The following is a 25,882-nucleotide window of genomic DNA, read 5'->3' as shown; positions in this document are numbered from 1 at the left end:
TGAAAGGCTGCATCCCGTAAGTTAGCGCAATCCTTCTGCCGTCTGGACGCCGGAAACCGCTCCGGGCTTCGGTCTGCTGCTCAGCGTAAAGGCCGAAATGATCGTCACGCCAAAGGCAATACCGCCGAGGATCAGGTAGGTATCGCTGAACCCGATGCGGTCGTACAGGTTACCGGCGAAGGCGGAAAGGAAAATCGCTGCCAGCTGTTTGGCAAAGTTAAACCCGATCAGATAAATGGTCGCCGAGAACCGGACATCAAAAATCTGCGTGATGTATTTGAACACACCGACCAGCAGGAACGGCACTTCCAGCGCGTGCAGCATTTTCAGCAGGATCACTTCGATGGCCGTGGTCGCAAATGAGGAACCGACAATGCGGATCGACATAATCGTACCCGCCAGCAGCAACGTATTTTTTGCGCCGATGCGGTTAATAATCCACGGAGAACAGAACATAATCAGCGCGTTACACAACTCACCGGCGGTGGTGACGTAGCCGAACATTTCCGTGCCCTGTTGCGGAGAAGCAAAGAAGGTTTTGAAGAACGTCGCGAACTGCTGGTCAAACACGTCATATACACAGGCCACGCCAATCACGTACAAAATCAGCATCCACAGTTTGCGATCTTTCAGTAACAACGCCGCCGTTTTGAGCGAGAATTGCGGCTGATTGGCTCCGAGTTTATCCAGCACCTGCGCGTTTTTGTTTTCCTGCGGGCGGGCAATCAGCAGCAAAATCATCAAAATGATCGCCGCGCCGGAACCCATCCAGAACACAATGTCCGGATTGATGTTAAACAGCACGCCCGCCGTCGAGGCGCAAATTCCCCAGCCGAAACAACCGAACATCCGCGCCTTGCCGTATTCAAATGAGCTGTTGCGGCTGACCCTTTCGATATACGCCTCAGTCGCGCCCGAACCACCCGCGAACACGAAACCGATGTAGGCGCCGCCGAGAATGGCCCCGAGCACAATATTGAGTTTTAACAACGGTGCGAAGACGTAAATAAAGAACGGCGCAAACAGGAACAGCAGCACGGCGATGACCCACAGAAGATGTTTCTTCAGGCCGAGCTTGTCAGAAATGATGCCGAAAACCGGCTGAAACAGAATAGCGAACAGCGACATGCTGGAAAACACGATGCCAGTTTCCGTTTTGCTCAGGCCGATCACGTCAGAAAGCCAGATTGGTAAAAACGGATAACAGGTCGCCATAATGAAGAAGTAGAGGAAGAAATAGCTGCCAAATATCCAGAAGTTAGTATTGTTTTTATAGAAGCAACGATCGGAAGTTTGTGTAGGGTTCATAGTGATTTCCTTGCCGAAACCATGAAAACCGGCACTGTCGCACCGGCGTTTTTTGTTGTTATCTGATTTCTTCGAAGCCCAGAAGCAGGGCGCTTTCCGGATCCAGCACCGGCAACGCCAGCCCGGCATTCGCCAGCCATTCACCGCTCAGCACCGGCGATTCATGCAGCCAGGCCGGTTGCACGCGCATGGTGTGACCGCTGCCGCCGCCTTTCAGCAACGGCGGTTCGTCCAGCACCGTCACGCGATAACGCGCTTCAGGTTTCAGCCCCGGCACCCGTAACGATCCGGGCAATGACCAGGTCGGCATCGCCAGCTGGCTGATCAGAAATACTGCGCTGCCGGCGTTTTTACTGACCACGCCGTTAATCAGCACCGTCTCGTCATGCGTATCCACGCGGTACACATCGCCGCTGTGTAATAACGGGCGCAACTGCTGATGCAGCCGGGTGTATTTCGCAAAACCGGCGCGCTCCGCCTCGCCTTCTTTCACCGGATCCAGCTCAATGCCCATGTGACCGAACAACGCGGTCAGGCCGCGGAATTCAATGCTGTGCTGGCGTGACGTGGCATGGCACAGCTTGTTGCCGATGTGCGATCCCATCACTTCCGGCGGGAAGAAATAGCTCATGCCGCGCTGAATTTTCTGTCGCTCCAGCGCGTCGTTATTGTCAGATGTCCAGAAACGATGGCTGCGTTTAAGCACCTCGAAATCAATACGGCCACCGCCGGACGCGCAGGATTCAAACTCGATGTGCGGGAAGCGTTCGCCCAGCACATCCAGCAGACGGTAAAACTCATGCGTTTGCGCCGTCAGCGCCGCGCGACCTTCGTGACCGGGCTGAACGATTTCGCGGTTCATGTCCCATTTCACGTAATCCACATCGTGCTCGCCGAGCAGCCAGCTCATGCGTTCCACAAGATAATCAAAGACCTGCGGATTATTCAGGTCGAGCACGAACTGATGACGCCCGCTAGGTTGCTGATAACCGGGCAATGCCAGCAGCCAGTCGGGATGGGCGCGATATAAATCTGAATCCGGGTTAATCATTTCCGGCTCGACCCAGATACCAAATTCCATGCCGAGATTTTTGACGTGGTCGATCACCGGTTTCAGGCCGTGCGGGTATTTCTTCTCATCGAGATACCAGTCACCCAGCGCGGCGCGGTCGTGGTCGCGGCCACGGAACCAGCCGTCGTCGATAATGAAGCGTTCCACGCCTAACGCGGCGGACTCAGTCGCCATCTGCATGATGTAGTCTGGATCGTGATCGAAATAAATCCCTTCCCAGGTGTTGAGATGCACCGGACGCGGTTTCTCAGCCGGGAAGCGCAAAATCTGTTCGCGCACAAAGCGGTGGAATTGCTGACTCATGCGGTTCAGGCCGCAGGCGGAATAGCTGGCGTACAGCCACGGCGTTTCCAGCGTTTCACCTTGTTCAAGCCGTTGTTCGCCCGGGAAATACAACGCTTCGGCCTGCACCAGACGCCGGCCGTCGATTTTGATGTCAGCGCGCAGACGATGGTTGCCGCTCCAGCCCAGATGAATCCCCCAGACTTCGCCCTGTTCTTCGCTGAAACCCGGATGACCGATCATCATCGCCGGGAAATATTCGGAAGACGTTTTACCGCGCCGGTTTTCCTGAATGATGCCGCCGTGATCCAGCTGCGTGCGGTGTGGCTGGAACTCTTTGATCCAGCGGCCATGAAACGCCATTACCTCGGCGGCGCGCTCCGGCAGCGGCAGCGTCACAGCCAGCCGCGTCACCTGATAGGTGCCAGGCTTGAGATTGGTCAGCGCATTACGCGTCTGCAAAACACCGCTTTCATCAAGGCGCAATTCGCTGCGAAATTGCAGATCGGCGATCGCGTCTTCGGTGGTGATGGTGAGCTGATTCCCGTCGTGCTTTACCTGTGTGGTATTGAACACCGGCGACCAGTCCAGCCCGTCGCGATGGCCTTCCATCCCCGGTGTGCCGAAAGAACCGCGTCCGGAATCCGCGCTGACATTCACCGGCGCTTCCACATCAATCCGGCCATTGGGCACGGCGCGGCTCAGCGAAATGATGTCATCTGCGGAAAACTGACTGAGGCGGTTTCCCCAGTAAAGAATTTCGGCGTAAGGCGTGCAACGGACGATCAGGCTGGTATGCCCGCCGGTTAAATGAACAATCTGGTTTTCCATATAGTCACTGCTCCAGAGAAAGATTTGCGCTGATAAGACGCGATCAGGTGGAGTAACTATTGATCCGAAACGTTTCGGATGGGAAATGTGAAGGTTAAAAACTGTGATATAGGGTGGAAAAATAATCTTAGGGGGAAATATCAGCGTGGTGGATGGACGGTGACGCCCGCCTGCAATTCCGGTTGCCAGAGAACCTGCAAATTTTTCAGCGGTTCGTTGCGGATCAGCGCCATGGTCATGGTGGCGATTTGCAGCCCGACCGCTTCACGCGTGCCCTGACGGACAGCGGTCACAGCCACATCGGGCACGCTGTCGCACGGCAATCCGTCAAAGATTATCAGGGAAACAGCGCCGCTGAGCAGTAAACCGGCTTCATGCAACGCCAGCGCAGCGCCTTCGCCATGCATATTACAGTCGCAGACGATCGCCGTCGGTGGCACCGGTAAGGCCAGCAGCGCCTGCGTAGTCTGATAACCGGCGCGGCGGCTCGGGCTGATTTTATGCACGTAATCAGGATGATGTGGCAGGGCGTTTGACTGCAATCCGTCGAGATAACCCTGATAGCGCTGACCAATAAACGATTGCTGGTTATTTTCGCCGAGAAACGCGATGCGCTGATGCCCGAGCGCGGCGAGATGATCGACCGCCATCTGCATACCGGCCCGGTTATCGAAATCAAACCAGGCGTAATCCTGCGTCAGACATCCGCTGCGCCCGAGCGCCAGAAACGGAAAATTACGCTGCTGCAAATCCAGCAGTCGCGGATCGTTATCCAGCGTATGCGCCACCAGCATGGCATCGACGCGTTTACTTTCGATGAGTCTGCGCCACGAAAAGGTGCCCAGTTCATCCGGCACCAGCAGTAAATCGATTTCATATTTTGCCAGTTCGCGGGTGATACAGCCGACCATTTCGATAAACGCGGAATTGCTTAACGGATGAGACGTGAAGGGGATAATGAGGCCAACGGCGTCGATTTTACCCATTTTCAACCGGCGGGCGAGGGTGTTGGGCCGGTAGCCACGCAAATCTGCCGCCGCCTGAACGCGTGCTTTGGTGTCCGCTGAAACGTCATCGTACCCGTTCAGCGCACGGCTGACGGTGGTGACAGAGAGACCGAGATCTTTCGCAATGGCTTTCAGAGACATACTCACATCCGTTACACAGGTGGAAAGGCACGTGGCGGGAGAATATCACAAACGCGAAAACGGAGCCGGGTGGCTCCGTTTTTATCAGGGGGATGACGAAATTTACTGCAACGGACTGAGGGTGATCTCGACGCGACGGTTCTGCGCTTTGCCCGCTTCGGTGCTGTTGCTGGCGATCGGATTGTCCGGGCCAGCGCCAGTGGTATGGACACGGCTGCCTTCAACACCTTGCGTGATCAGCGCGCTGCCCACGCCGTCAGCACGTTGCTGCGACAGCTTCATGTTGAGCGCACGGGTGCCGGTGCTGTCGGTGTAACCGACGACGTTGACGGCGGTTTTCGGATACTCTTTCAGTACCATCGCCACGCCGGTCAGCGTGTTAGCGCCAGCGGGTTTCAGCGTGCTGCTGTTGGTATCGAAGGTCACGTTATTTGGCATGTTCAGCACGATGTTATCGCCCTGACGGGTCACGCTGACGCCGGTGCCTTTCATTTTGTCGCGCAGTTTAGATTCCTGCACATCCATGTAATAACCTGCACCGCCACCCAGCGCGGCACCGGCTGCGGCACCGATCAACGCGCCTTTGCCGCGGTCGTGTTTAGAAGAAGACAGCATACCGACGCCTGCGCCGAGCGCGGCCCCAAGACCTGCGCCAATGCCGGATTTCCCTGCTTCTGATTCGCCGGTGTAAGGGTTAGTGGTACAGGCCGACAGGCCCAGGGTGGCGCAAAGTACGCCCGCAACCACAACTAATCTTTTGCTCATCTTATTTCCTTCAGGATGTTTATTATTCAGAACTTCACCGCTGCATTATGACTGCCTGATTTCCGACAAGTTGCACAGAAAAAGGTGTCAAAACATAAACAAATGCAACGGGAGGACATCAGTCCTGCGGCGTTCTGGCGCTCTTTATGCGCAATTTCGCGGTGTTAAGCAGTAGGAGAATTCCGGATATCCCTTTTTGTATTTTTACCGGTTTCAGGAACTTATTCAGAAAGGGGCTGGAACCAGCGCAGGATATAGGTCGGTAAGTCAGTGCCGGGATGGCGGGTGCGGGCGGAGATTTCAAACTTTTCTTTGTGATAGAACGCGACAGCGCGGTGATTTTGCTGATAGACCTCCAGCAGCAGCACCGGATATTCCTCTTTAGCGGCGCCCATCAGCCGTTGTGCGGTGCCGTCGCCGTAATGGGATTCTTCGACAAATAGTGCACCGATAAACTGCTGATTGAGCACGCCGATAAATCCGCAAATCACATCATTCACATCACAATCCACCCAGACGCGCGCTTTGGGCAGAAACTCTTCCCTGACCATTTGCAGGCTTTCAATCCAGTAAGAATCGGCAATAAAAGGATGGGAAAGTAATGAGCTGCGCAGCCACAGCATCAGAATGGTTTCGGTATCGCCGGGCTGCGCAGCGCGGATCATGATGGCTGATTCGCGGGATGGCAGAAGCAATATGACTGATGATCGTTCACCAGCCCGGCGGCCTGCATAAAGGCATAACAAATCGTGGAGCCGATGAATTTAAAACCTTTATTTTTCAGCGCTTTGGACATGGCATCTGACACCGCCGTTTTCGCCGGAACGCCTTCGGGACCGGGGGGATTATTGATGACCGGTTGACCGCCGACAAAATCCCAGATGAATTCTGAGAAGTCCTCACCGCTGGCCTGCATCGCCAGATACGCCTGTGCGTTGCCGATAATGGCTTTGATTTTGCCACGGTGACGAATAATACCCGCGTCGAGCACCAGACGTTCCACATCGTCATCGGTCATTTTCGCGATACGTTTGGGGTCAAAATTATGGAAGTTCTGACGATAATTCTCACGCTTTCTCAGCACGGTGATCCAGGAAAGCCCCGCCTGCTGGCCTTCGAGGCACAGCATTTCAAACAGTTCGCGGCCATCCTTAACCGGAACGCCCCATTCTTTATCGTGGTATTCGAGATAAACCGGCTCTTTTGAAACCCAGCTGCATCGGGTGGTCGCCATTCTGTTGTCCTTATAAGAGGCTGACATGCGTGGCGTCAGTGTGTGGCTTCTCGGATAACTCTGCAACGTCGCAATTTCTGAACCTCTGCCTTGACGCTGGTCGGATCTGAACAATATTTAAAGCCACTTATTACGCAATCCTTACATTTATTCATAGCGTTGCGACACCGATCTTTTAGGGATATCACACTTATGAGCGGCAAAAAGACGTCCAGATTACGGCTGACGAAAGGGGCATTCGCGGTGGCACTGTGCCTGGGATTACAGGTTCCGGCGCAGGCTTTTGACCAGCTTTATGTTTTCGGCGACAGCCTGAGTGATACCGGCAATATTGGCCGCTGGACCTTCGACAGCAGCTCACATCAGCTCTATGACGAAATCCTGGCGAACAACATCGGCACAACGTTAACGCCATCCTCAAAAGGTGGCCTGAACTATGCCGAAGGCGGCGGCGTCGCGGTACCGGGGCTGGATTCTGACTACACCACGCAGGATCAGGTCAAAAGCTATCTGGCCTCGACCGGCGGCAAAGCCGACCCGAACGGGCTGTATACTCACTGGATTGGCGGTAACGATCTGGCCGCTGCGGCGCTGAGCCTGAACCCGATCACGGCGGTGGAAATTGCCACCAACAGCGCGACGCAGGCGGCGTCCCAGGTGAACGATTTACTGAAAGCCGGTGCCGGAACCGTCGTGGTGCCAACGGTGCCCAATATCGGCCTGACGCCGGTGCTGATGGAAGGCGTGATACAGGTCGGATTACTGCCAGTGCAGCAACAGGCGCTGGAAGCGGCATATCAGTATCTCAATGCACAAAATACGCCGAATGCCGATGCCCGCACCGAAGCCATTCACAATGCACTGGCGGCCGCTGCAGCGGAAGGCTCCGGTATTCCGCTGGTGCAGGACGTGATCGCCAAAGGGCTGGCAGCGGCTTATGACGCGCTGAAAGACGTGGCTGGCGGTCTGACTGACACCTACAACACCACCGAAGATATCGCGCTGGCGAAAACCGGTGGCAATATTGCGCGTGTGGATATCAACGGGCTGTTCAACGAAGTGGTGGCCGATCCGGCGTTATACGGTTTCGCCAATACTGCCGGTACCGCCTGTCCGGTCGGGACATCCGCGTCGGAATGTACCTCGAACCTGCCGGGCTTCGACACCAGTAAAGCTTTCCTGTTTTCTGACCATTTCCACCCGACACCTCAGGCGCACGCGCTGATTGCCCAGTATATGCAGTCGGTGATCGACGGCCCGCTGGAAGCCTCGGCGCTGAGTCAGGGGTCACTGGCGCTGGCGAGGAATACGCAGGGATTGCTCGACAGCCGTTATCAGCAGCTGCGCACGCAGGATAATGACGCCGGAACTTTCGGCATGTTTGGCGGCTACGCCGGACAAAGTGCGGACAGCAAATTCAGCCCGTCGATGGGGCTGGGCGATGGCGACCTGACATCTAACTCGCTGAATATCGGCATGGATTATCAGATGACCGATCGCTGGATGATGGGGCTGATGCTTTCCGGTTCCGATGATAAAGACGATCCGACCGATCATTACAGCTACCGCACGCGCGGCTGGATGGCGACCGCATTCACGGGCATTAAAATCGCCGAAAATGGCTGGATCAACGGCGATGTGCATTATGGTTCGCTCAATTATGACGACATCAAACGTCGCATCACCCTCGGGCCAACCACCCGTACCGAACGTGGTGATACCGACGGCAAACAGATCGGCGGACGCGTCACCGCAGGCTGGGATTTCCCGGTGCTGCCGGTGCTGAAAACCGGGCCGGTGGCGCAATACAGCTGGGATTACAGCAGTGTTGACGGTTACAGCGAGAAGGGGAATAACAGCACCTCAATGCGCTTTGGCGATCAGACTTCCCATTCACAAATCGGCGCACTGGGCTGGCGTGTCAATGCCGAACTCGGCATCGTCAATCCGTACGCGCAGGTAACGTATGACCGGCAGTTTGGGGATAAAACCTACACCACCACTGGCGCGATCAAATCCACCCGCACGCGGTTCAGCCGCACTACCGGCGAGCAGGATGACGACTGGGTTGATATGACCGCAGGCTTAAACGTGCAAATCACCCACAGCATTTCAGCATTTGCGGCTATTTCTCAAACCACCGGGCTGGATTCCGGCGAGCAAACTTCCTATAACGCGGGGATCAGTGCGCGGTTTTAAGGGATAAAGGGGCGTTCAGCCCCTTTTTACTGCGCCAGCAGATCGCTGAAAACTAAACAATACCTTTCCGAATCTCTCTGCTGCCTGATTCTGGCTGATTATCTTCCGTGCAGCGGGTATACTGTCGCACTCTCTTTACACCCACTTTCTCGCGTGCGAATCCAACATGCAAAAGTTTGATACCAAGACATTTCAGGGCCTGATCCTGACACTGCAAGATTATTGGGCGCAGCAGGGCTGCACCATTGTTCAACCGCTGGATATGGAAGTCGGCGCGGGCACCTCGCACCCGATGACCAGCCTGCGCGCACTCGGCCCTGAGCCTTTTGCGGCAGCGTATGTTCAGCCATCACGCCGTCCGACCGACGGCCGCTACGGCGAAAACCCGAACCGTCTGCAGCACTATTATCAGTTCCAGGTGATGATCAAACCTTCACCGGAAAACATTCAGGAGCTGTACCTCGGCTCGCTGAAAGAGCTGGGTCTTGACCCGCTGATCCACGACATCCGCTTCGTTGAAGACAACTGGGAAAACCCAACGCTCGGCGCCTGGGGTCTTGGCTGGGAAGTGTGGCTGAACGGCATGGAAGTGACGCAGTTCACTTACTTCCAGCAGGTCGGCGGCCTGGAATGTAAACCGGTAACCGGCGAAATCACTTACGGTCTGGAACGTCTGGCGATGTACATCCAGGGCGTGGACAGCGTTTACGATCTGGTCTGGAGCAACGGTCCGCTGGGTAAAACCACCTACGGCGACGTGTTCCATCAGAACGAAGTGGAGCAATCGACGTATAACTTTGAATACGCCGACGTCGATTTCCTGTTCACCTGTTTTGAACAGCACGAGAAAGAAGCGCAAACCCTGCTGGCACTCGAAAAGCCACTGGCACTGCCGGCGTACGAGCGCATCCTGAAAGCGGCCCATTGCTTCAACCTGCTCGACGCGCGTAAAGCGATTTCTGTGACTGAACGTCAGCGCTACATTCTGCGCATCCGTACCCTGACTAAAGCGGTAGCTGAGGCGTATTACGCTTCCCGCGAAGTGCTGGGCTTCCCGATGTGCAAAAAGAACGAGAAGTGAGATAAGTCAATGACTGAAAAAACATTTCTGGTGGAAATCGGCACGGAAGAACTGCCACCGAAGGCTCTGCGCAGCCTTGCTGAATCTTTTGCAGCTAACCTGACTGCGGAGCTGGATGCGGCGAACCTGCCACACGGCGACGTAAAATGGTTTGCAGCTCCGCGCCGTCTGGCGCTGAAAGTCTCCGGTCTGCATGAATCTCAGGCTGACCGCGAAGTTGAAAAACGCGGCCCGGCTGTCGCGCAGGCATTCGATGCTGAAGGCAAACCAAGCAAAGCCGCTGAAGGCTGGGCTCGCGGTTGCGGTATCACCGTTGATCAGGCCGATCGTCTGGTCACCGACAAAGGTGAATGGCTGGTTTACCGTGCGCACGTCAAAGGCGAAAGCGCGCAACAACTGCTGCCGGCGATGATCGCCACTTCACTGTCTAAACTGCCAATCCCTAAACTGATGCGCTGGGGCGATTCCGACGTGCAGTTTGTGCGTCCGGTTCACACCGTCACGCTGCTGTTAGGCGATGAGCTGATCCCGGCGAAAATCCTCGGTATCGATTCTGCCCGCACGGTTCGCGGTCACCGCTTCATGGGTGAGCCTGAATTCACCCTCGACAACGCCGATCAGTATCCACAGATTTTGCTGGAACGCGGCAAAGTCATTGCGGATTACGAACAGCGTAAAGCGCTGATCAAACAGGATGCGGAGAAAGCGGCGAAAGAGATTGGCGGCATCGCTGATCTGAGCGAAAGCCTGCTGGAAGAAGTGGCGTCTCTGGTCGAATGGCCGGTGGTGCTGACCGCGAAATTCGAAGAGAAATTCCTGGCGGTTCCGGCTGAAGCGCTGGTTTACACCATGAAAGGCGACCAGAAGTATTTCCCGGTGTACGACGCTGCGGGCAAACTTCTGCCGAACTTTATCTTCGTGGCTAACATCGAGTCGAAAGATCCGCAGCAAATCATTTCCGGTAACGAAAAAGTGGTGCGTCCGCGTCTGGCCGATGCCGAATTCTTCTTCAATACCGACCGCAAAAAACGTCTCGAAGATAACCTGCCGCGTCTGGAAACCGTGTTGTTCCAGAAACAGCTGGGTACGCTGCGCGACAAAACCGACCGTATTCAGGCGCTGTCAGGCTGGATCGCTGAGAAAATCGGTGCCAACGTTGAGAACGCAAAACGCGCCGGTCTGCTGTCAAAATGTGACCTGATGACCAACATGGTCTTCGAATTCACCGACACGCAGGGCGTGATGGGCATGCACTATGCGCGTCACGACGGCGAGCAGGAAGAAGTCGCGGTTGCACTGAACGAACAGTATCAGCCACGCTTTGCGGGCGACGAGTTACCGGCATCGCTGGTAGCGTGCGCGCTGGCAATCGCTGACAAGATGGACACCCTGGCCGGTATTTTCGGCATCGGTCAGCATCCGAAAGGCGATAAAGACCCGTTCGCATTGCGTCGTGCCGCGCTCGGTGTTCTGCGTATCATCGTTGAGAAAAACCTGCCGCTTGATCTGCAAACCCTGACCGAAGAAGCAGTGCGCCTGTACGGCGACAAGCTGACTAACGCCAAGGTTGTCGATGAAGTGGTTGATTTCATGCTCGGTCGTTTCCGCGCGTGGTATCAGGAAGAAGGTCACGCGGTCGATACTATTCAGGCTGTGCTGGCACGTCGTCCGACCAAACCGGCAGATTTCGATGCGCGCGTGAAAGCGGTGAGCTACTTCCGTACGCTCGATGAAGCGGCAACGCTGGCTGCGGCCAACAAGCGTGTGTCCAACATTCTGGCGAAATCCACAGACGTTCTGCTGGATCACGTTCACGCATCCGTGCTGAAAGAACCTGCTGAGCTGAAACTGGCGACGCATCTGGTGGTTCTGCGCGACAAACTGGAACCGCTGTTTGCGGCCGGTGAGTATAAAGAAGCGCTGGTGGAACTGGCTGCGCTGCGCGAAACCGTCGATACGTTCTTTGATACCGTGATGGTAATGGATGAGAACGAAGCGGTGCGTATCAACCGTCTGACGCTGCTGTCCAAACTGCGGGAGCTGTTCCTGCAAGTCGCGGATATTTCGCTGCTTCAGTAAATTTAGCTTTTGCGCCCTCCCCTGCGAAGGGGAGGGTTGGGGTGGGGTATTACAGCAACATCAAAAAGTTGAAGTATGCGTTGACCCTTGTTTTGTCTTTAATACCCCCTCCCGGCCTCCCCCTTCGCAGGGGGAGGAGCAAGGCACCTTATCGGATGCCAATTTCTACGCTTTTTTAAAAAGCGTTCTCCCCCCAATTGTTCTATCCTATAACCCGCATGGAATGCACAGCATCGGCAGGGAACTGGCCGGAAGAAGAACATTGAAATCAGGAGTCAGGACTCATGGCTGTAGGGATCAGAAGCGGTGTATTTTCTCGCTGGCTGGCGCCGTTTATCGCATTGCTGGTCGTTTTCCAGCTCACTGCCTGTGGCGATAAAGAACCGGAACAACGCAAAGCCTTTATCGATTATTTGCAAAATACCGTCATGCGCAGCGGGCAAAATTTGCCTTCGCTGAGTGAAGATCAGAAACAACGTTTTGGTAATTACGCGAACGACTACGGCATTATCCTGTCATTCTCCCGCCAGATGAAAGGCGCCGTAGATGGCAGCCTGGTACCGGTGGTCAGCGCGATTGGTCAGGTGCGTACTCCGCAGGATTACATGACCCAGCGCAGCGCATTGCAACAGGCAGCCAGCACGCTGAGTATGCTGAATGCACAGTTGCGTGATTCAAAAGTGAAAGCCGATACAGCGATGGCTGCACTGAAACAACCGGATGATCTGAAAGCGGTTTACGGCCAGGTGTACAACACGGTTGTCACCCAGCCAGCGAACGTGCTGACGCCTCTGGTGCCAGCGCTGCAAAGCTTCACGCAGGATATCGTCTCTGTCGGTGATTATCTGCAACAACAGGGCCCTCAGGTCGCGTTTGCCAATGGTGGCGTACAGTTCCCGACGCAGCAGCAGGCAACACAGTACAACACCATGATGTCCAATCTGGTTGGTAAACAGCAGACATTGCTTCAGGCGCAGAAAGTCGCCCAGGGCGATTTCAGCAACTAAGCCAGAGCATCGTTTTCAAACAAGCCACGTCATCGCGTACGTGGCTTTTTTATTTCCATCGTTCCTGCCCTTATATTTATAAAAAATGACAATTTTTAGCCTGCAAATCCGGCCAAATTCCTCTACTTTTGAAGGCAACTGTCCGATTTTCCCCGTATTTCACTTTAAGGATTTTTGATGAAACGTCAGACGATGACTCTGTTGGCTTCTCTGGTGCTGGCGCCGACGCTGGCTTTTGCTGCCGACAGCGCAACCGCAGATTTCACCCCGGCGCAGCAGGAAGCCATTGGTAAAATTGCGGCGGATTACATGTTGCAGCATCCGGAAATTCTGGTGCAGGTCAGCCAGAAATTGCAGGCACAGCAGGCTGATCAGCAACAACAGCAAACCCTGAGTGCAGTGCTGGCAAACGCCAAAGCGCTGGTGAATGACCCGGCGACCCCAAGCTACGGCCCGAAAGATGCCAAAGTGGCATTCGTGGAATTCTTCGATTACCAGTGCCTGTATTGCAGCCACATGGCGCCGCTGGTTGAGCAGACAGTGAAAGCCAATCCGAACGTGCGTTTCGTCTTTAAAGAATGGCCAATCTTCGGTGACCGCTGGAAAGCGTCCATCACTGCCGCTGAAACCGGTATGGCTATATGGAAAGAAAAAGGCGCTCAGGCGTACTTTGATTACCACAACAGCATTTACCGCTCCGGCCACGACGAAGGTAAACTGACCGATGCCGACATCGCGGGCGCAGTGAAAGCCGCCAAAGCCACAGCACCGACCGACGCACAGCGTAAAGCAACGCACGAAGCCATCGCATCGAACGATGAACTGGCACGTACGCTGGGCTTCAGCGGCACGCCAGGTTTCGTGGTGATGCCAACCAGCGGCGCGACCGCTGAAAACACCACCGTGCTGCCGGGCGCCGTGTCTGCCGAAGATTTGCAGGCAGCCATTGTGAAGGCGCAGGGCGGGAAGTAATTCGGGGTTCAATCCGGCAGCCAATGCTGTCGGATTTTCTTCTCAAGTATAGTTTGGAAAGCACTTCTCAGTATTGAATGTAACGGCTGAAACTGGGTAAATTTTTACTCACTTCGTGGGTTTTGACGTGGTAACCTTCCTTTCTTCATGGATATTTATTCCAGTGAAGCAATCTCTGATTATTTAGGTCTGACATCAGAGTTCCTCAAATTCTCACTTATTACATGGATAGTTTATGATTGTTCAATTCGCTGATTATGCTGCGTTGAAAAAAAACGAGCGTCGTGAAAACCCAAGCGTAAAAGAAGCGACAGGTTTACATAAAGTGATTGATCTTTCAGCCTGGCAAGAGTTTGCCGAGTATGAGAAAGCCAAAGCGCGAGTACAGGAAGCTGCCGCTAAACTCGACTGGTAACCCGGCCTTGTCTGTCCAGTCATTGGAGTTTTTATGACTGTTCCTGCACAAAAAATCATTCCGATTGAAAAATTAAACCGCTCTACTGAACATGACAGTATTGATGCTTTGCAACGACACCGTTCCCAGGAATTAATTATTGGATTATGTGGTGCCAGCGGCTCAGGTGTTAACACACTAAAAGAAAAGCTGAGCGAACAACTTACTGCTGGGTCATATCATGTTGAGCATATCAGGCTCAGTTCATTAATGGCGAATACGAAACCCCATGATATTGCGAGTGAATTAATTTCACTGAAAGGCTATGAACATTACGTGCAACTTCAGGATCTGGGAGATGCCCTGCGAAAAGAGCATGGGACGATGATTGCCGCTCAAATGGCTATTCGTAATATCAGTTCGCTGCATAATAAGTTACTGGGACTACGTCAGGCAGAGGGGCTAATGGAAAAACAACCAGTAAAGTTGCTTATATTATCGATCAATTTAAACACCCTTCTGAAATTGAATTACTGAGAGAGGTGTATCGTAATAATTTCTACCTGCTTGGTGTACTTCGAACATTAAAAGAAAGAAAAAGTAACCTTAGACGAGATGGGATCAGCAAGGACGATATAGACAAGCTTGTCGAAAGGGATCGACGTTCACCTATTAAGTATGGGCAGCAAGTAGAAGAAACATTGCAATGCTCGGATTATTTTATCAAAAATATCAGTGATATCCGCATAGAAAATGCCGTCCAAAGGTTCGTTAATCTGATACATGGCGCAAAAAACCTTACACCAACACGAGATGAAACGGGTCTGTTTAACGCCAGCACTGCGGCCTTACGTTCTGCATGCCTGTCACGACAAGTTGGAGCTGCCATCATGGATGCCATAACTACTATGGCAAGAATTGCTCAAGTGAGCACGGTAGGCAAGACGCTTTATTGTACTACCTATCCTTGCCATAATTGCGCGCGCCATATTATTGCCGCCGGGATTAAGCGAGTGGTGTATATCGAGCCTTATGAAAAAAGTTTAGCAGAAGATCTCCATGGAGATTCTATAAGCCACGGCGAGCCAGCGGGTGATGATATTTCTAAAGTGGTTTTCGATAATTTCGAGGGTACTGCACCGAGGAGATACGCTAAGTTTTTCGGGTACAATCGACCAAGAAAAAATCAGCAGGGTAAGTCGATCACTTATGACATCAGAACGTCACATCATGTCGATTCTCAACAGCTTTACAGCTATACCGATTTTGAACTGAAAATAGTCAAAGATGTAACGACCAAAATTGGTAAAGAAATTACATTACCTCCAGTCTGATTTTGATAGTGCATTTGGGCTGCATTTTTTTGTAGCCCCAGCATTCCCCCCGCCTGTAATTTTATTTCAACCTCTCCTCCGTAAACTCACTTTTCCATTACCGTGACACGTCTGAATGCTTTTTAAGCGAAATAAGCCCGTCTGCCCAAAAATACTTTGTGATGAATATCACGTTTCAATGATAAAGAATCGTTAACAAATAATGATTCAAGTCACATTTTTGACGGTGTTGCGTTTAAATAATAATCAGTGTAGCCGGGTTACAGGGTGTTTTTGTGATCATGATCACCAAAAGTGAGGGGGTGATGGCCGTATACGTGTGATCTCCGTCACGGGCTGCCGGGTGGCTACGCGAGGCCTATAATCACGTGGTAGAGTCCGCCTCGCAGACAGCAATTCGACGGACGGATTTTTAAAGCAGTGGCACAAAAACCGAAATAACCGTCACCGATAATTAACTGATATCACGCGCTCTATTGTCAGCGCGTATCAATAGGGGTGCGTTTTATGTTTTCACCAGACGTTAAGATCAAAGTTCAAAACTTTGGTCGCTTCCTGAGTAACATGGTAATGCCCAACATCGGCGCGTTTATCGCCTGGGGTATCATTACCGCTCTGTTCATTCCTACCGGCTGGATCCCTAATGAAACATTAGCGAAGCTGGTTGGCCCGATGATCACCTATCTTCTGCCATTGCTCATCGGTTATACCGGTGGTCGTCTGGTCGGTGGTGACCGCGGTGGTGTGGTCGGTGCAATCACCGTTATGGGTGTTATCGTTGGTGCGGATATGCCAATGTTCCTCGGCGCTATGATTGCAGGTCCGCTGGGCGGCTGGTGCATCAAGCGTTTCGACCGCTGGGTTGACGGTAAAATCAAAAGCGGCTTCGAGATGCTGGTTAACAACTTCTCTGCCGGTATTATCGGTATGCTGCTGGCGATCCTTGCCTTCCTGGCGATTGGTCCGCTGGTAGAAGCGCTGTCTAAAGTGCTGGCTGCAGGCGTGCACATCATGGTTATTCATAACCTGTTGCCGCTGGCCTCTATCTTTGTTGAACCGGCGAAAATCCTGTTCCTCAACAATGCCATCAACCACGGTATCTTCTCTCCGCTGGGTATCCAGCAGGCGACTGAAACCGGTAAATCAATCTTCTTCCTGATCGAAGCGAACCCGGGTCCGGGTATGGGCGTTCTGATGGCGTACATGTTCTTCGGTCGTGGCAGCGCCAAGCAATCTGCTGGCGGCGCGGCAATCATCCATTTCCTGGGTGGTATCCACGAAATTTACTTCCCATACGTTCTGATGAACCCGCGCCTGTTACTGGCGGTCATTCTGGGCGGTATGACGGGCGTGTTTACCCTGACTCTGCTGAACGGCGGTCTGGTGTCTCCGGCTTCTCCGGGTTCTATCCTGGCCGTGCTGGCGATGACGCCAAAAGGTGCGTACTTCGCTAATATCGCGGCCATCGTGGCAGCCTTTGCGGTGTCCTTCGTTATCTCTGCTTTGTTGCTGAAAACCACCAAAGCGAAAGACGGCGACGATCTGGACGAAGCAACACGCCGTATGCAGGACATGAAAGCCCAGTCTAAAGGCGGCAAACCTGCTGTTGCAGGCGTAGCAGGCGACCTGTCTACCGTACGTAAAATTATTGTAGCCTGTGACGCCGGTATGGGTTCCAGCGCAATGGGTGCGGGTGTTCTGCGCAAAAAAGTGCAGGATGCAGGACTGACCAACATCAGTGTCACCAACAGCGCCATTAACAATTTGCCTGATGATGTGGATCTGGTGATTACGCACCGTGACCTGACTGAACGCGCCATGCGTCAGGTGCCACATGCGCAGCACATTTCGCTGACCAACTTCCTCGACAGCGGCCTGTACACTGACCTGACTTCCCGTCTGGTGGAAGTGAACAAAGCCAGCCAGTACAAAGAGAAAGTGACGACGACGCTGGGCGACAGCATCGTGGCAGACAATGAAAACGAAAACCTGTTCCGTATCAGCGAAAGCAATATCTTCCTCGGCCTGAGCGCTGGCACGAAAGAAGAAGCGATTCGTTTTGCGGGTGAGCAACTGGTGAAAGGCGGGTATGTTCAGGCAGAATATGTCGACGCGATGCTGGCACGTGAGCAACTGACCTCGACGTACCTGGGCGAATCCATCGCCGTGCCACACGGCACCATCGAAGCAAAAGACCGTGTACTGAAAACCGGTATCGTGTTCTGCCAGTATCCGGCGGGTATCCGCTGGGGCGATGATGAAGATGACCGCGCACGTCTGGTCGTCGGTATCGCAGCACGCAATAATGAGCACATCAACGTCATCACCAAACTGACCACGGCGCTGGACGAAGACGGTGTTATCGAGCGTCTGGCGAACACCACCAGCGTTGAAGAAGTACTGACTATTCTTCGCGGCTGATACTGAGCAGTTAATCGAAAAGTAATTACTAAGCGGGTCTTGCGAGACCCGCTTGTTGATTCGGAGCCCGGTGCTCCTCACGATTTGAAGGAATAAATATGAAAGCATTACATTTTGGTGCAGGTAACATTGGTCGCGGTTTTATCGGTAAATTACTGGCTGATGCCGGGATTGAACTGACGTTTGCCGATGTCAGTCCTGCCTTGCTGGATGCGCTGAACAGCCGCAAAGGCTACGACGTGCACGTTGTCGGTGAACAGGCCACCGTTGAGCCTGTCAGTAATGTGAATGCCGTAAACAGCGCCGGTCAGGATGCCATTAACCTGATCGCCGAAGTTGATCTGGTGACCACTGCCGTCGGCCCGACCGTGCTGGAAAAAATCGCGCCAAACGTGGCTAAAGGTCTGGTTCTGCGTCATCAGCAGGGCAACGAAAAGCCGCTGAATATTATCGCCTGTGAAAACATGGTGCGCGGGACCAGCCAGTTCAAACAGCACGTATTCAACGCGCTGCCGGAAGATGAAAAGGCCTGGGTTGAAGCGCATATCGGTTTTGTCGATTCCGCCGTAGACCGTATCGTTCCGCCAGCGGCAGCCGGTACTACCGATCCGCTGGAAGTCACCGTGGAAACCTTCAGCGAATGGATTGTGGATAAAACCCAGTTCAAAGGTGAATTGCCGCACATCGCCGGTATGGAGCTGACCGATAATCTGATGGCGTTCGTCGAACGTAAACTGTTCACCCTGAACACCGGTCATGCAATCACCGCGTATCTCGGTCAGCAAGCCGGTCACGCGACAATCCGTGATGCAATCCTCGACGAGAAAGTGCGTCTGGTGGTTCGTGGTGCGATGGAAGAAAGCGGTGAAGTGCTGATCCGCCGTTACGGTTTTGACCCGGAAAAACATTTTGCCTACATCGAAAAAATTCTGACCCGTTTCGAAAACCCGTACCTGCATGACGACGTTGAGCGCGTTGGCCGTCAGCCACTGCGTAAACTGAGCGCAGGCGATCGACTGATTAAACCGTTGCTGGGCACGCAGGAATACCGCCTGCCAAACGACAACCTGATCAGAGGGATTGCCGCCGCGATGCATTACCGCAGCGAGCAAGACCCGCAAGCTAAAGAACTGGTAGAATTGCTGGAGAAAGTCGGGCCAAAAGCCGCCCTCGCCCAGATTTCAGGTCTGCCAGAAGATGGCGAAGTTGTGGCGAAAGCCGTCGCTCTCTACGAATCGATGCACTAATACTGCGTTTATTTTGATTTCGCCAACACCAGGCAAAGAAAGCCCTGTCGGGCAGGATGTTTCTGTCCGACATGCGCGCATCATGGATGACGCCAGGGGCGCTGTCAGCATCGGCACTTTACTGCAAGTAAGCCCTATGGAAAAAGCTCAGGCGTTTGAAAACCGTGTACTCGAAAAGCTCAATGCGGGTAAAACCGTGCGCAGTTTTTTGATGACTGCCGTGGAATTACTGGCCGAAGCGCTGGATATTCTGGTGGTGCAGGTTTTTCGCAAAGACGATTACGCGGTGAAATATGCGGTCGAACCGTTACTGACCGGCACCGGTCCGCTCGGTGATTTGTCGGTGCGTCTCAAACTGATTTATGCGCTGGGTGTGATCAGCCGTCATGAATATGAAGATGCGGAATTACTGATGGCGCTGCGTGAAGAGCTGAATTACGACGGCGAAGAGTATCGTTTTACCGATGATGAAATTCTTGGCCCGTTCGGTGAACTGCATTGTGTGACGGAGCTGCCGCCGGCACCGACGTTCCTGAAACCGGGAGAAGCTGACGAATCGCTGATCGCCATGCAACGTCAGCGTTACCAGCAAATCGTCCGCTCCACGATGGTCCTTTCCGTGACCGGGCTGATCGCCCATATCAGTAATCAGCAGCCTTCCAGGCTCTCTCCGGTTCAGAAATAAATCCCCGTCATACTTCGAGCCGCAGATGCGTTAGCTGCGTTCAGTTACCCCAATCACTTACTTGAGTAAGCTCATCGGGACTCCATCACTTGCCGCCTTTCTGCAACCCGAACTATTTTGGGGATTCGTTTTAGTTAAGCGCATGGCGCACTTCGCCGACCAGCAGCCACAGCGCGGTTAACGCCATCATCCCGCCCATGATCGTGTTGAACATCTTCAGTTTCCATTCCACACGTAACGCCTGACGTAACCTGTCACCCATCACTACCCAGACCAGAATGCACGGCAGATTGATCAGCGCAAAGCCGAGGCAAATCAGCAGCGTGTGATGCAGCATATTGCCATCCGGCGGGGTAAACAGAATCGCAACATTGGTCGCCATCAGCCAGGCTTTCGGATTCACTGCCTGAAATAACGCGCCATTAATCATATTCATCGGCTGTTGTTTTTCGCCTTCTTTCGGCGAGCCGGAACGGTAAATTTTCCACGACAGCCAGAACAGATACGCGCAACCGATCGCCGCCATTGGCAGGCGCACGACCGTCATCCAGCTGAGTAAAATCGCCAGCATAGACGTCATCAGGGCGCACTGCACCACGCAGCCGAGGGTTATCCCCAGCATCATCGGCACGCTGCGGCGCAGCCCGAAATTCACCCCGGAAGCCGCCAGCAAAAGATTGTTCGGGCCGGGCGTAATTGACATCACGGTGACGTAACTGACAAAAGCGGTATCTATCATTTTAGTTTTCCTGCATCCCCTGTTTTCCAGACAACCAGAGTAAACAGTGAACAGGAAAGGTAACAGAACCAGAAATACGCTATTGTCATGGTTACAGATTGTGTAACGAAAAACTGTATCCATCACTTTTCACGGAACTGACACCATGACTGATACTGCGGATTTCAGCGACACCCGATATAACCAGCTGGCGGAACAACTGGCCGATGCCATTCGTCGCGGCACACTGGCGCCCGGCAGTCGTTTGCCATCGGTGCGGCGCAGCGCGCAAACCTGGTCAGTCAGCATCAATACCGTGGTGGCGGCTTACCGGCGGCTGGAAGATCGCGGATTTATCGAGGCGCGTCCGCAGTCCGGATTTTATGTCCGTGCAGCATTGCCTGCGCTGACCCATCAGCCGCATGAACAACCGCAGACGCCCGCCGCAGAACCGGCAGATGAAGTGCTGGATTTGATCGACAAAGTTTTCGCCTCACAAATCGACCCGACGTATACCAATCTGTCGCTGGCCTGCCCGCAGTCGAATGATTTTTATCCGACCGGAAAGCTCGGACGGATTATGTCGTCTTTGCTGCGCCGTCAGCCAAATCTCATCGGGCAATACGCGTTGCCGCCGGGCAGTCCGGCGTTACGCCAGCAAATCGCCCGCCGTGCGCTGACGCTCGGCATGATTTTAGAACCGGCCGACATCACGATTACGCACGGTTGTATGGAAGCGTTACAGCTGGCGCTGCGCGTCACCACCAAACCGGGCGACAGCGTCGGGCTGGAAACGCCGACTTATTTTTATCTGCTGCCGATGCTGGCGAGCCTCGGGCTAAAAGCGGTGGAAATCCCGACTGATCCGCAAACCGGTTTATCCCTGGATGTGCTGGAAATGCTGCTCACCGAGAAACGGCTGAATGCGGTGATCGCCATGCCGACGGCGCAAAATCCGCTCGGCTTCACTATGCCGCTGGCAGCGAAGAAAAGGCTGGCGCGCCTGATGAACGATCATCAGGTTCCACTGATAGAAGACGGGCTTTACGCTGAAATTCAGTTTGGCGCGACGCTGTCTCCGGCGGTGAAATCTTTTGATCGTGACGGCTGGATCCTGTTTTGCACCAGCTTTACCAAAACGCTGGCGCCCGATTTCCGCATTGGCTGGGTAGAAGGCGGGCGCTTTGCCGATAAGCTGCATAAACTGAAAGCGGTGTCATCGATGGCAGAATCCGCGTTGCTTTCTCAAACGCTGACGGTGTTTCTGGAATCGGGCGGTTATGACCATCATCTGCGGGCTTTGCGTAAGCGCTATGCGTCACAAGTTGAACAGGCGCGCGCGCTGATCGCCCGCCATTTCCCGCAGGGGACGCGTGCCACACAACCGGCGGGTGGCTTTGTTATTTGGGTCGATTTCCCTCCGGGCGTTGATTGCGTCACGCTGTTTCGCCAGTTGCTGAAAGATAAAATCTGCATGACGCCGGGACAACTGTATTCGCCGAGCGGTCGCTACAGTAACGGCCTGCGGTTGTCGTGCTGTTATGTTTTTGATACCCGTTATATTTCGGCGATGATCCGCATTGGCGAGCGTGCCTGTGAGATGTGTGGTTTACCGCCCGGGCTGGCAGAAACGCAGGAGCAAGCTGAAGAATCGCGCACTTCCTGATACACTGACGGTTATTATTCCCAATTTACAATCGTGCCCGCTGCGGCATGAACGGATCTGAAATCATGAAAGAAGTCGAAAAAGCCGAGATCAAGCGTCTCAGCGACATGCTGGATGCACTGAATCACAAAGATGCGACCGTTATTCAGGCAGGTAATGCTGAACTGATCGACAAGCACGAAGAAGAGAAAGAAAAGCTGGCTGCCGAGATCGCGCGTCTGAAAGAAGTGCGTGTGAAAAAACTCAGCACCGAAGCACAGAAACTGGAAAAGCTGTTCAGCCGTGAAATCACCAAGAAAGAACAGGCTGATATGGGCACGCTGAAGAAAACTGTACGCGGTATCGTGGTGGTTCACCCGATGACTGCACTGGGCCGTGAAATGGGCCTGAAAGCGGTGACCGGTTTCGCGAAAAAAGAATTCTAATGTAACTTTTCCTCCCCCTTCGCAGGGGGAGGAGCAAAGAAAAACCCCGCCAGCTACACCCGATGTGTTTTTACTTCCCAAACAATCTCCGCCCAAAATCCTCAATCTTGCGATTCACCAGACGCATTTGCATGGTTTTACTCCAGCTTGCTGAAATCCCTGCCGCAGACATCAGACGCCGGTACTGTTCTTCATCGAACGGCATATGAAACGCGATAGAAATTGCTTCGGCGACGGAGACTTCACTGTTGCGCGTCAGCAGTTCCAGCGGACGATCGCCACTGGTTTTTCCTGTGCCCACGACGCGATATAACCAACCGCAGCGGCCGCTTTGCTGCAACAGTGGCGACAGATTCTGGCAGTCGAGAAAATGGTTCAGCTTGTAGCAGGGTGCGCGAGGCTGCGTGACCTGAATCAGCGTGTCGCCCCAGCGGAAAATATCGCCGATAAACACGTTATCTTCGGTCATGCCGAGCGTCGAAAGGTTTTCGCCAAAAGCGGGCGGATGGAAACGATCTTCTTCTTCGGGAAACTGCTGGCGCAGCCAGGCGTAATGCTCGCGGGGGAAATGGCACAGCGCGCGGTCAGCACCACCGTGATATGACTTTTCGGCCTGCTGATCGCCTTCCAGCCCGAAAGGCGTTAAGGCGATGCCGCCATCGACCTGACGTTTGGCAATCGCACTGGGTGAGAAATCGGGATATTGCTCGATGGTACCGATGTACACGTCGGGATAATGCATAAGCTCTCCGCTGCTGAAATGTCACTCACACCAGCATAACCTGCATTGGGCAGCGGGAATAGAAGGAATACCTGCGCGCAATCAGGGAACTGCGCGCAGTAAAGAGGGGTCAGAACGTTTCCCAGTTTTCCTGGCTGGTTTTGCCTTGTACCGGCGGCGCGAGAGTCGGGCGACGAAGCGGGGCGGACGCCGGTGCGTTCAGCATATTGCCGTTCCCGGCGAGACGGAATACCGAAACCGCCTGCGTCAGCGTTGCGGCCTGATCTTCAAGAGAATCAGCGGCAGCAGACGACTGCTCAACCAGCGCGGCGTTCTGCTGAGTGGTGCTGTCCATCTCCACAATCGCCTGTGATATCTGCGCGATACCCCGGCTTTGCTCGTCAGACGCGGAGGCAATTTCACCCATAATATCGCGAACATGCGAGACGGATTTCACGATGTCCTGCATCGTGCGCCCGGTATTTTCCACCAGTCTGGCACCGGTACTGACGCGTTCAACCGACTCGGCAATCAGCCCTTCAATCTCTTTTGCCGCCTGCGCGCTGCGTTGCGCCAGTGTGCGGACTTCAGAGGCCACCACGGAGAATCCGCGTCCCTGTTCACCGGCACGCGCAGCTTCAACCGCGGCGTTCAGTGCCAGAATGTTGGTCTGGAAAGCGATGCCGTTAATGACCGAGGTAATTTCGGCAATGCGTTTTGAGCTGCCGGAAATCTGCTGCATGGTATCCACCACTTCGCCAACTTGCTTGCCGCCAAGCGTTGCCGTGCCTGAGGCTTCACTGGCCAGTTTGCTGGCGTGATGGGCGTTATCGGCATTCTGTTTCACCGTCGCGCTCAACTCTTCCATGCTGGCAGCGGTTTCTTCAACGGCCGCCGCCTGCTGCTCGGTGCGTGAGGAGAGATCGGTATTCCCCGCAGCGATTTCAGCTGCGGCGTGGGACACCTGCGAAACGCCGGAGCGGATTTCATAAATCATGGTGCTGAGATTCTGGCTCATCGCGGCGACTGCGTTCATCAGCATCCCCAGCTCGTCACGACGTGTTGTCGGATGTGCGGCGGTCAGATCACCCTGCGCAATAGCTTCGGCAGTTTTCAGGGTATCGCGCAGCGGCTGGGCAATCTGGCGGGTAATGCGCCACGCAATGATGATGCCGGCCAGCATCACAATCAGTGTAATCACCATCATGATCATCTGCGCATGGCTGATATCCAGATGCGTATTTTCCAGTTCATTTTTGAAGATTTTCGCCACCAGAGCATTCATTTCTGTGGCTTTTACCGACAACAGCTGGGAGTTTTTCTGCTCTTCTTCATAGGCGGGCATATACGCCACAACGTGGCTTTTATACGTCGCCAGCGCGCTCATCAGCGGGGCGAGAGTGGCCTGCTGATTCGGTAACAGCAGCGCATTCAGCTTTTTGGCATTCGCTTGTGTGTCATCAATCGACTGCAACAGCTTGGCTTCGGATTCTTTGTTAATGCTCAGCAACAGGCCGCGCACGTTATAACGCACGCTGATCAGTTTCTGAATCACCTCAGCCAGAGAAAGACGGATGGAAGGATCGGCATCTTCCACGCGCAACTGATCCTGTAAACGCGTCACCACGGCTTCAGTTTCGGAAAGGTTCCAGCTCGCGCGAACGGCATCCTTCTTATCGACAGCCAGCTTAAAGGCGTTTTGAGCCTGCTGATATTCGTGGATTTTAACCGGCACCTGATTGAGTTCTGCCAGACTCGCTGCATCCCACTCCAGTTTGTCTTTCGACTGGGCAATCAGCTGCGAAAGTGCGCTGATTTTGTCCTGGTTTTGTTTGAGATAAGCGGGATCGTAATTGAGCTGATACAGCGTGCGGCTGAGACGGGCTTCGTTTAACAGCGCATTCATCTGGTTGCTGAAATCGACTTTTTCAGCGCGCTGGCTGATGTCGTTAAATTTGATCATCCCTGCCACGGTGATGGCCGCGGCGATCAGAAGTACCAGCCCGAAGCCCAGACCCAGTTTGGTGCCGACCTTGAGATTATTCATCCACTGCGAAAGACCTGTTCCGTTGCTCATGTTCATTCTCCGTCGAACATCCCTTTAAAATTAATAAGTGATTTTGTGACGCCTTTGTGAACAACCTATCGGTGGACTTAAGAGAAACTTTATAGGGAACGGCGCGTATTTTTGATTAATGCGAGCGGGATCGGATAAGGGCAGAGGGGAAATGAATAATTGGCAATAAAACAGTGATCAGGCTTAGGTCTTTACTCAATAAAGAGTACATGAAAA

22 protein-coding genes are annotated in these 25,882 nt (G+C 53.7%); 13 read left to right on the top strand and 9 right to left on the bottom strand.

The features are described from left to right. Positions 1–21: 21 nt before the first annotated feature. From ACJY2G_RS16860 to ACJY2G_RS16835, 6 genes are all read right to left on the bottom strand, one after another. Complete coding sequence (locus ACJY2G_RS16860; protein ID WP_430320639.1) at positions 22–1,308, bottom strand: MFS transporter; 1,287 nt, start codon at positions 1,306–1,308, stop codon at positions 22–24. Positions 1,309–1,366: 58 nt separating this feature from the next. Then, positions 1,367–3,493 carry an alpha-galactosidase gene (locus tag ACJY2G_RS16855; RefSeq protein ID WP_430320638.1) on the bottom strand — a complete coding sequence of 709 codons (2,127 nt, stop codon included), beginning with the start codon at positions 3,491–3,493 and terminating at the stop codon, positions 1,367–1,369. A gap of 140 nt (positions 3,494–3,633) precedes the next feature. Next, positions 3,634–4,641, bottom strand: a complete 1,008-nt coding sequence (locus ACJY2G_RS16850) for a LacI family DNA-binding transcriptional regulator (RefSeq protein WP_430320637.1) — start codon at positions 4,639–4,641, stop codon at positions 3,634–3,636. 102 nt (positions 4,642–4,743) lie between these two features. Further along, on the bottom strand, positions 4,744–5,406 hold the full coding sequence (locus tag ACJY2G_RS16845) for an OmpA family lipoprotein (RefSeq protein WP_112287239.1): 663 nt from the start codon (positions 5,404–5,406) through the stop codon (positions 4,744–4,746). Between the two features lie 221 nt (positions 5,407–5,627). Beyond that, a complete protein-coding gene (locus tag ACJY2G_RS16840; RefSeq protein WP_430320636.1) occupies positions 5,628–6,071 on the bottom strand; it encodes an N-acetyltransferase in 444 nt (147 codons plus the stop codon). Continuing rightward, positions 6,068–6,640 carry a DNA-3-methyladenine glycosylase I gene (locus ACJY2G_RS16835; RefSeq protein ID WP_430320635.1) on the bottom strand — a complete coding sequence of 191 codons (573 nt, stop codon included), beginning with the start codon at positions 6,638–6,640 and terminating at the stop codon, positions 6,068–6,070. The genes ACJY2G_RS16840 and ACJY2G_RS16835 overlap by 4 nt, the downstream gene beginning before the upstream one ends. Before the next feature lie 192 nt (positions 6,641–6,832). Between ACJY2G_RS16835 and ACJY2G_RS16830 the strand changes: the two genes are divergently transcribed. The 11 genes from ACJY2G_RS16830 (at position 6,833) to ACJY2G_RS16780 (ending at position 20,059) form a co-directional block, all read left to right on the top strand. Next, the gene (locus ACJY2G_RS16830; protein ID WP_430320634.1) at positions 6,833–8,839 is read left to right on the top strand and encodes an autotransporter outer membrane beta-barrel domain-containing protein; all 2,007 of its coding nucleotides are present in this window, start codon (positions 6,833–6,835) and stop codon (positions 8,837–8,839) included. Between the two features lie 166 nt (positions 8,840–9,005). Next, positions 9,006–9,920: a glycine--tRNA ligase subunit alpha gene (gene glyQ / locus ACJY2G_RS16825; protein ID WP_014333298.1), complete on the top strand. Its 915-nt coding sequence runs from the start codon at positions 9,006–9,008 to the stop codon at positions 9,918–9,920. Positions 9,921–9,929: 9 nt separating this feature from the next. Then, entirely contained in the window at positions 9,930–11,999 is a 2,070-nt protein-coding gene (glyS, locus tag ACJY2G_RS16820) for a glycine--tRNA ligase subunit beta (RefSeq protein ID WP_113876841.1), read from the top strand. A 284-nt stretch (positions 12,000–12,283) separates the two neighbouring features. Then, positions 12,284–13,006 carry a DUF3053 domain-containing protein gene (locus ACJY2G_RS16815; RefSeq protein ID WP_113876842.1) on the top strand — a complete coding sequence of 241 codons (723 nt, stop codon included), beginning with the start codon at positions 12,284–12,286 and terminating at the stop codon, positions 13,004–13,006. Between the two features lie 177 nt (positions 13,007–13,183). After that, positions 13,184–13,978 (top strand): DsbA family protein, encoded by a 795-nt coding sequence (locus ACJY2G_RS16810; protein WP_120163133.1) that lies wholly within the window; start codon positions 13,184–13,186, stop codon positions 13,976–13,978. Positions 13,979–14,213: 235 nt separating this feature from the next. Next, positions 14,214–14,393 (top strand): hypothetical protein, encoded by a 180-nt coding sequence (locus ACJY2G_RS16805; protein ID WP_430320633.1) that lies wholly within the window; start codon positions 14,214–14,216, stop codon positions 14,391–14,393. A 33-nt stretch (positions 14,394–14,426) separates the two neighbouring features. Continuing rightward, on the top strand, positions 14,427–14,909 hold the full coding sequence (locus ACJY2G_RS16800; RefSeq protein ID WP_430320632.1) for a hypothetical protein: 483 nt from the start codon (positions 14,427–14,429) through the stop codon (positions 14,907–14,909). Positions 14,910–14,914: 5 nt separating this feature from the next. Continuing rightward, on the top strand, positions 14,915–15,706 hold the full coding sequence (locus ACJY2G_RS16795) for a deaminase (protein WP_430320631.1): 792 nt from the start codon (positions 14,915–14,917) through the stop codon (positions 15,704–15,706). Between the two features lie 507 nt (positions 15,707–16,213). Then, positions 16,214–18,127, top strand: coding sequence for a PTS mannitol transporter subunit IICBA (locus tag ACJY2G_RS16790; protein ID WP_113876846.1), 1,914 nt, complete (start codon positions 16,214–16,216; stop codon positions 18,125–18,127). Positions 18,128–18,225: 98 nt separating this feature from the next. Continuing rightward, positions 18,226–19,374, top strand: a complete 1,149-nt coding sequence (locus ACJY2G_RS16785; protein ID WP_120163136.1) for a mannitol-1-phosphate 5-dehydrogenase — start codon at positions 18,226–18,228, stop codon at positions 19,372–19,374. Positions 19,375–19,510: 136 nt separating this feature from the next. Next, entirely contained in the window at positions 19,511–20,059 is a 549-nt protein-coding gene (locus tag ACJY2G_RS16780; protein ID WP_014411435.1) for an MltR family transcriptional regulator, read from the top strand. 130 nt (positions 20,060–20,189) lie between these two features. Here the strand turns inward: ACJY2G_RS16780 and ACJY2G_RS16775 are convergent, their stop codons facing one another. Then, positions 20,190–20,798 carry a LysE family translocator gene (locus ACJY2G_RS16775; protein ID WP_112287248.1) on the bottom strand — a complete coding sequence of 203 codons (609 nt, stop codon included), beginning with the start codon at positions 20,796–20,798 and terminating at the stop codon, positions 20,190–20,192. A gap of 145 nt (positions 20,799–20,943) precedes the next feature. Here ACJY2G_RS16775 and ACJY2G_RS16770 point away from each other — a divergent pair, with 145 nt between their 5' ends. Further along, a complete protein-coding gene (locus tag ACJY2G_RS16770) occupies positions 20,944–22,443 on the top strand; it encodes a PLP-dependent aminotransferase family protein (protein ID WP_113876852.1) in 1,500 nt (499 codons plus the stop codon). Positions 22,444–22,508: 65 nt separating this feature from the next. After that, positions 22,509–22,868 (top strand): YibL family ribosome-associated protein, encoded by a 360-nt coding sequence (locus ACJY2G_RS16765; protein WP_120163138.1) that lies wholly within the window; start codon positions 22,509–22,511, stop codon positions 22,866–22,868. 70 nt (positions 22,869–22,938) lie between these two features. On the opposite strand, the gene yiiM is transcribed toward ACJY2G_RS16765, so the two are convergent. Next, a complete protein-coding gene (yiiM, locus tag ACJY2G_RS16760) occupies positions 22,939–23,610 on the bottom strand; it encodes a 6-hydroxyaminopurine reductase (protein ID WP_113876856.1) in 672 nt (223 codons plus the stop codon). A gap of 109 nt (positions 23,611–23,719) precedes the next feature. Then, positions 23,720–25,666 (bottom strand): methyl-accepting chemotaxis protein, encoded by a 1,947-nt coding sequence (locus ACJY2G_RS16755; RefSeq protein ID WP_439291955.1) that lies wholly within the window; start codon positions 25,664–25,666, stop codon positions 23,720–23,722. Positions 25,667–25,882 lie beyond the last annotated feature (216 nt).

Origin of the sequence: Rahnella sp. ATs2, from assembly GCF_051851855.1 — a bacterium.
Classification (GTDB): Bacteria; Pseudomonadota; Gammaproteobacteria; order Enterobacterales; family Enterobacteriaceae; genus Rahnella; species Rahnella variigena.
This window is presented reverse-complemented; position numbering and strand designations above follow the sequence as displayed.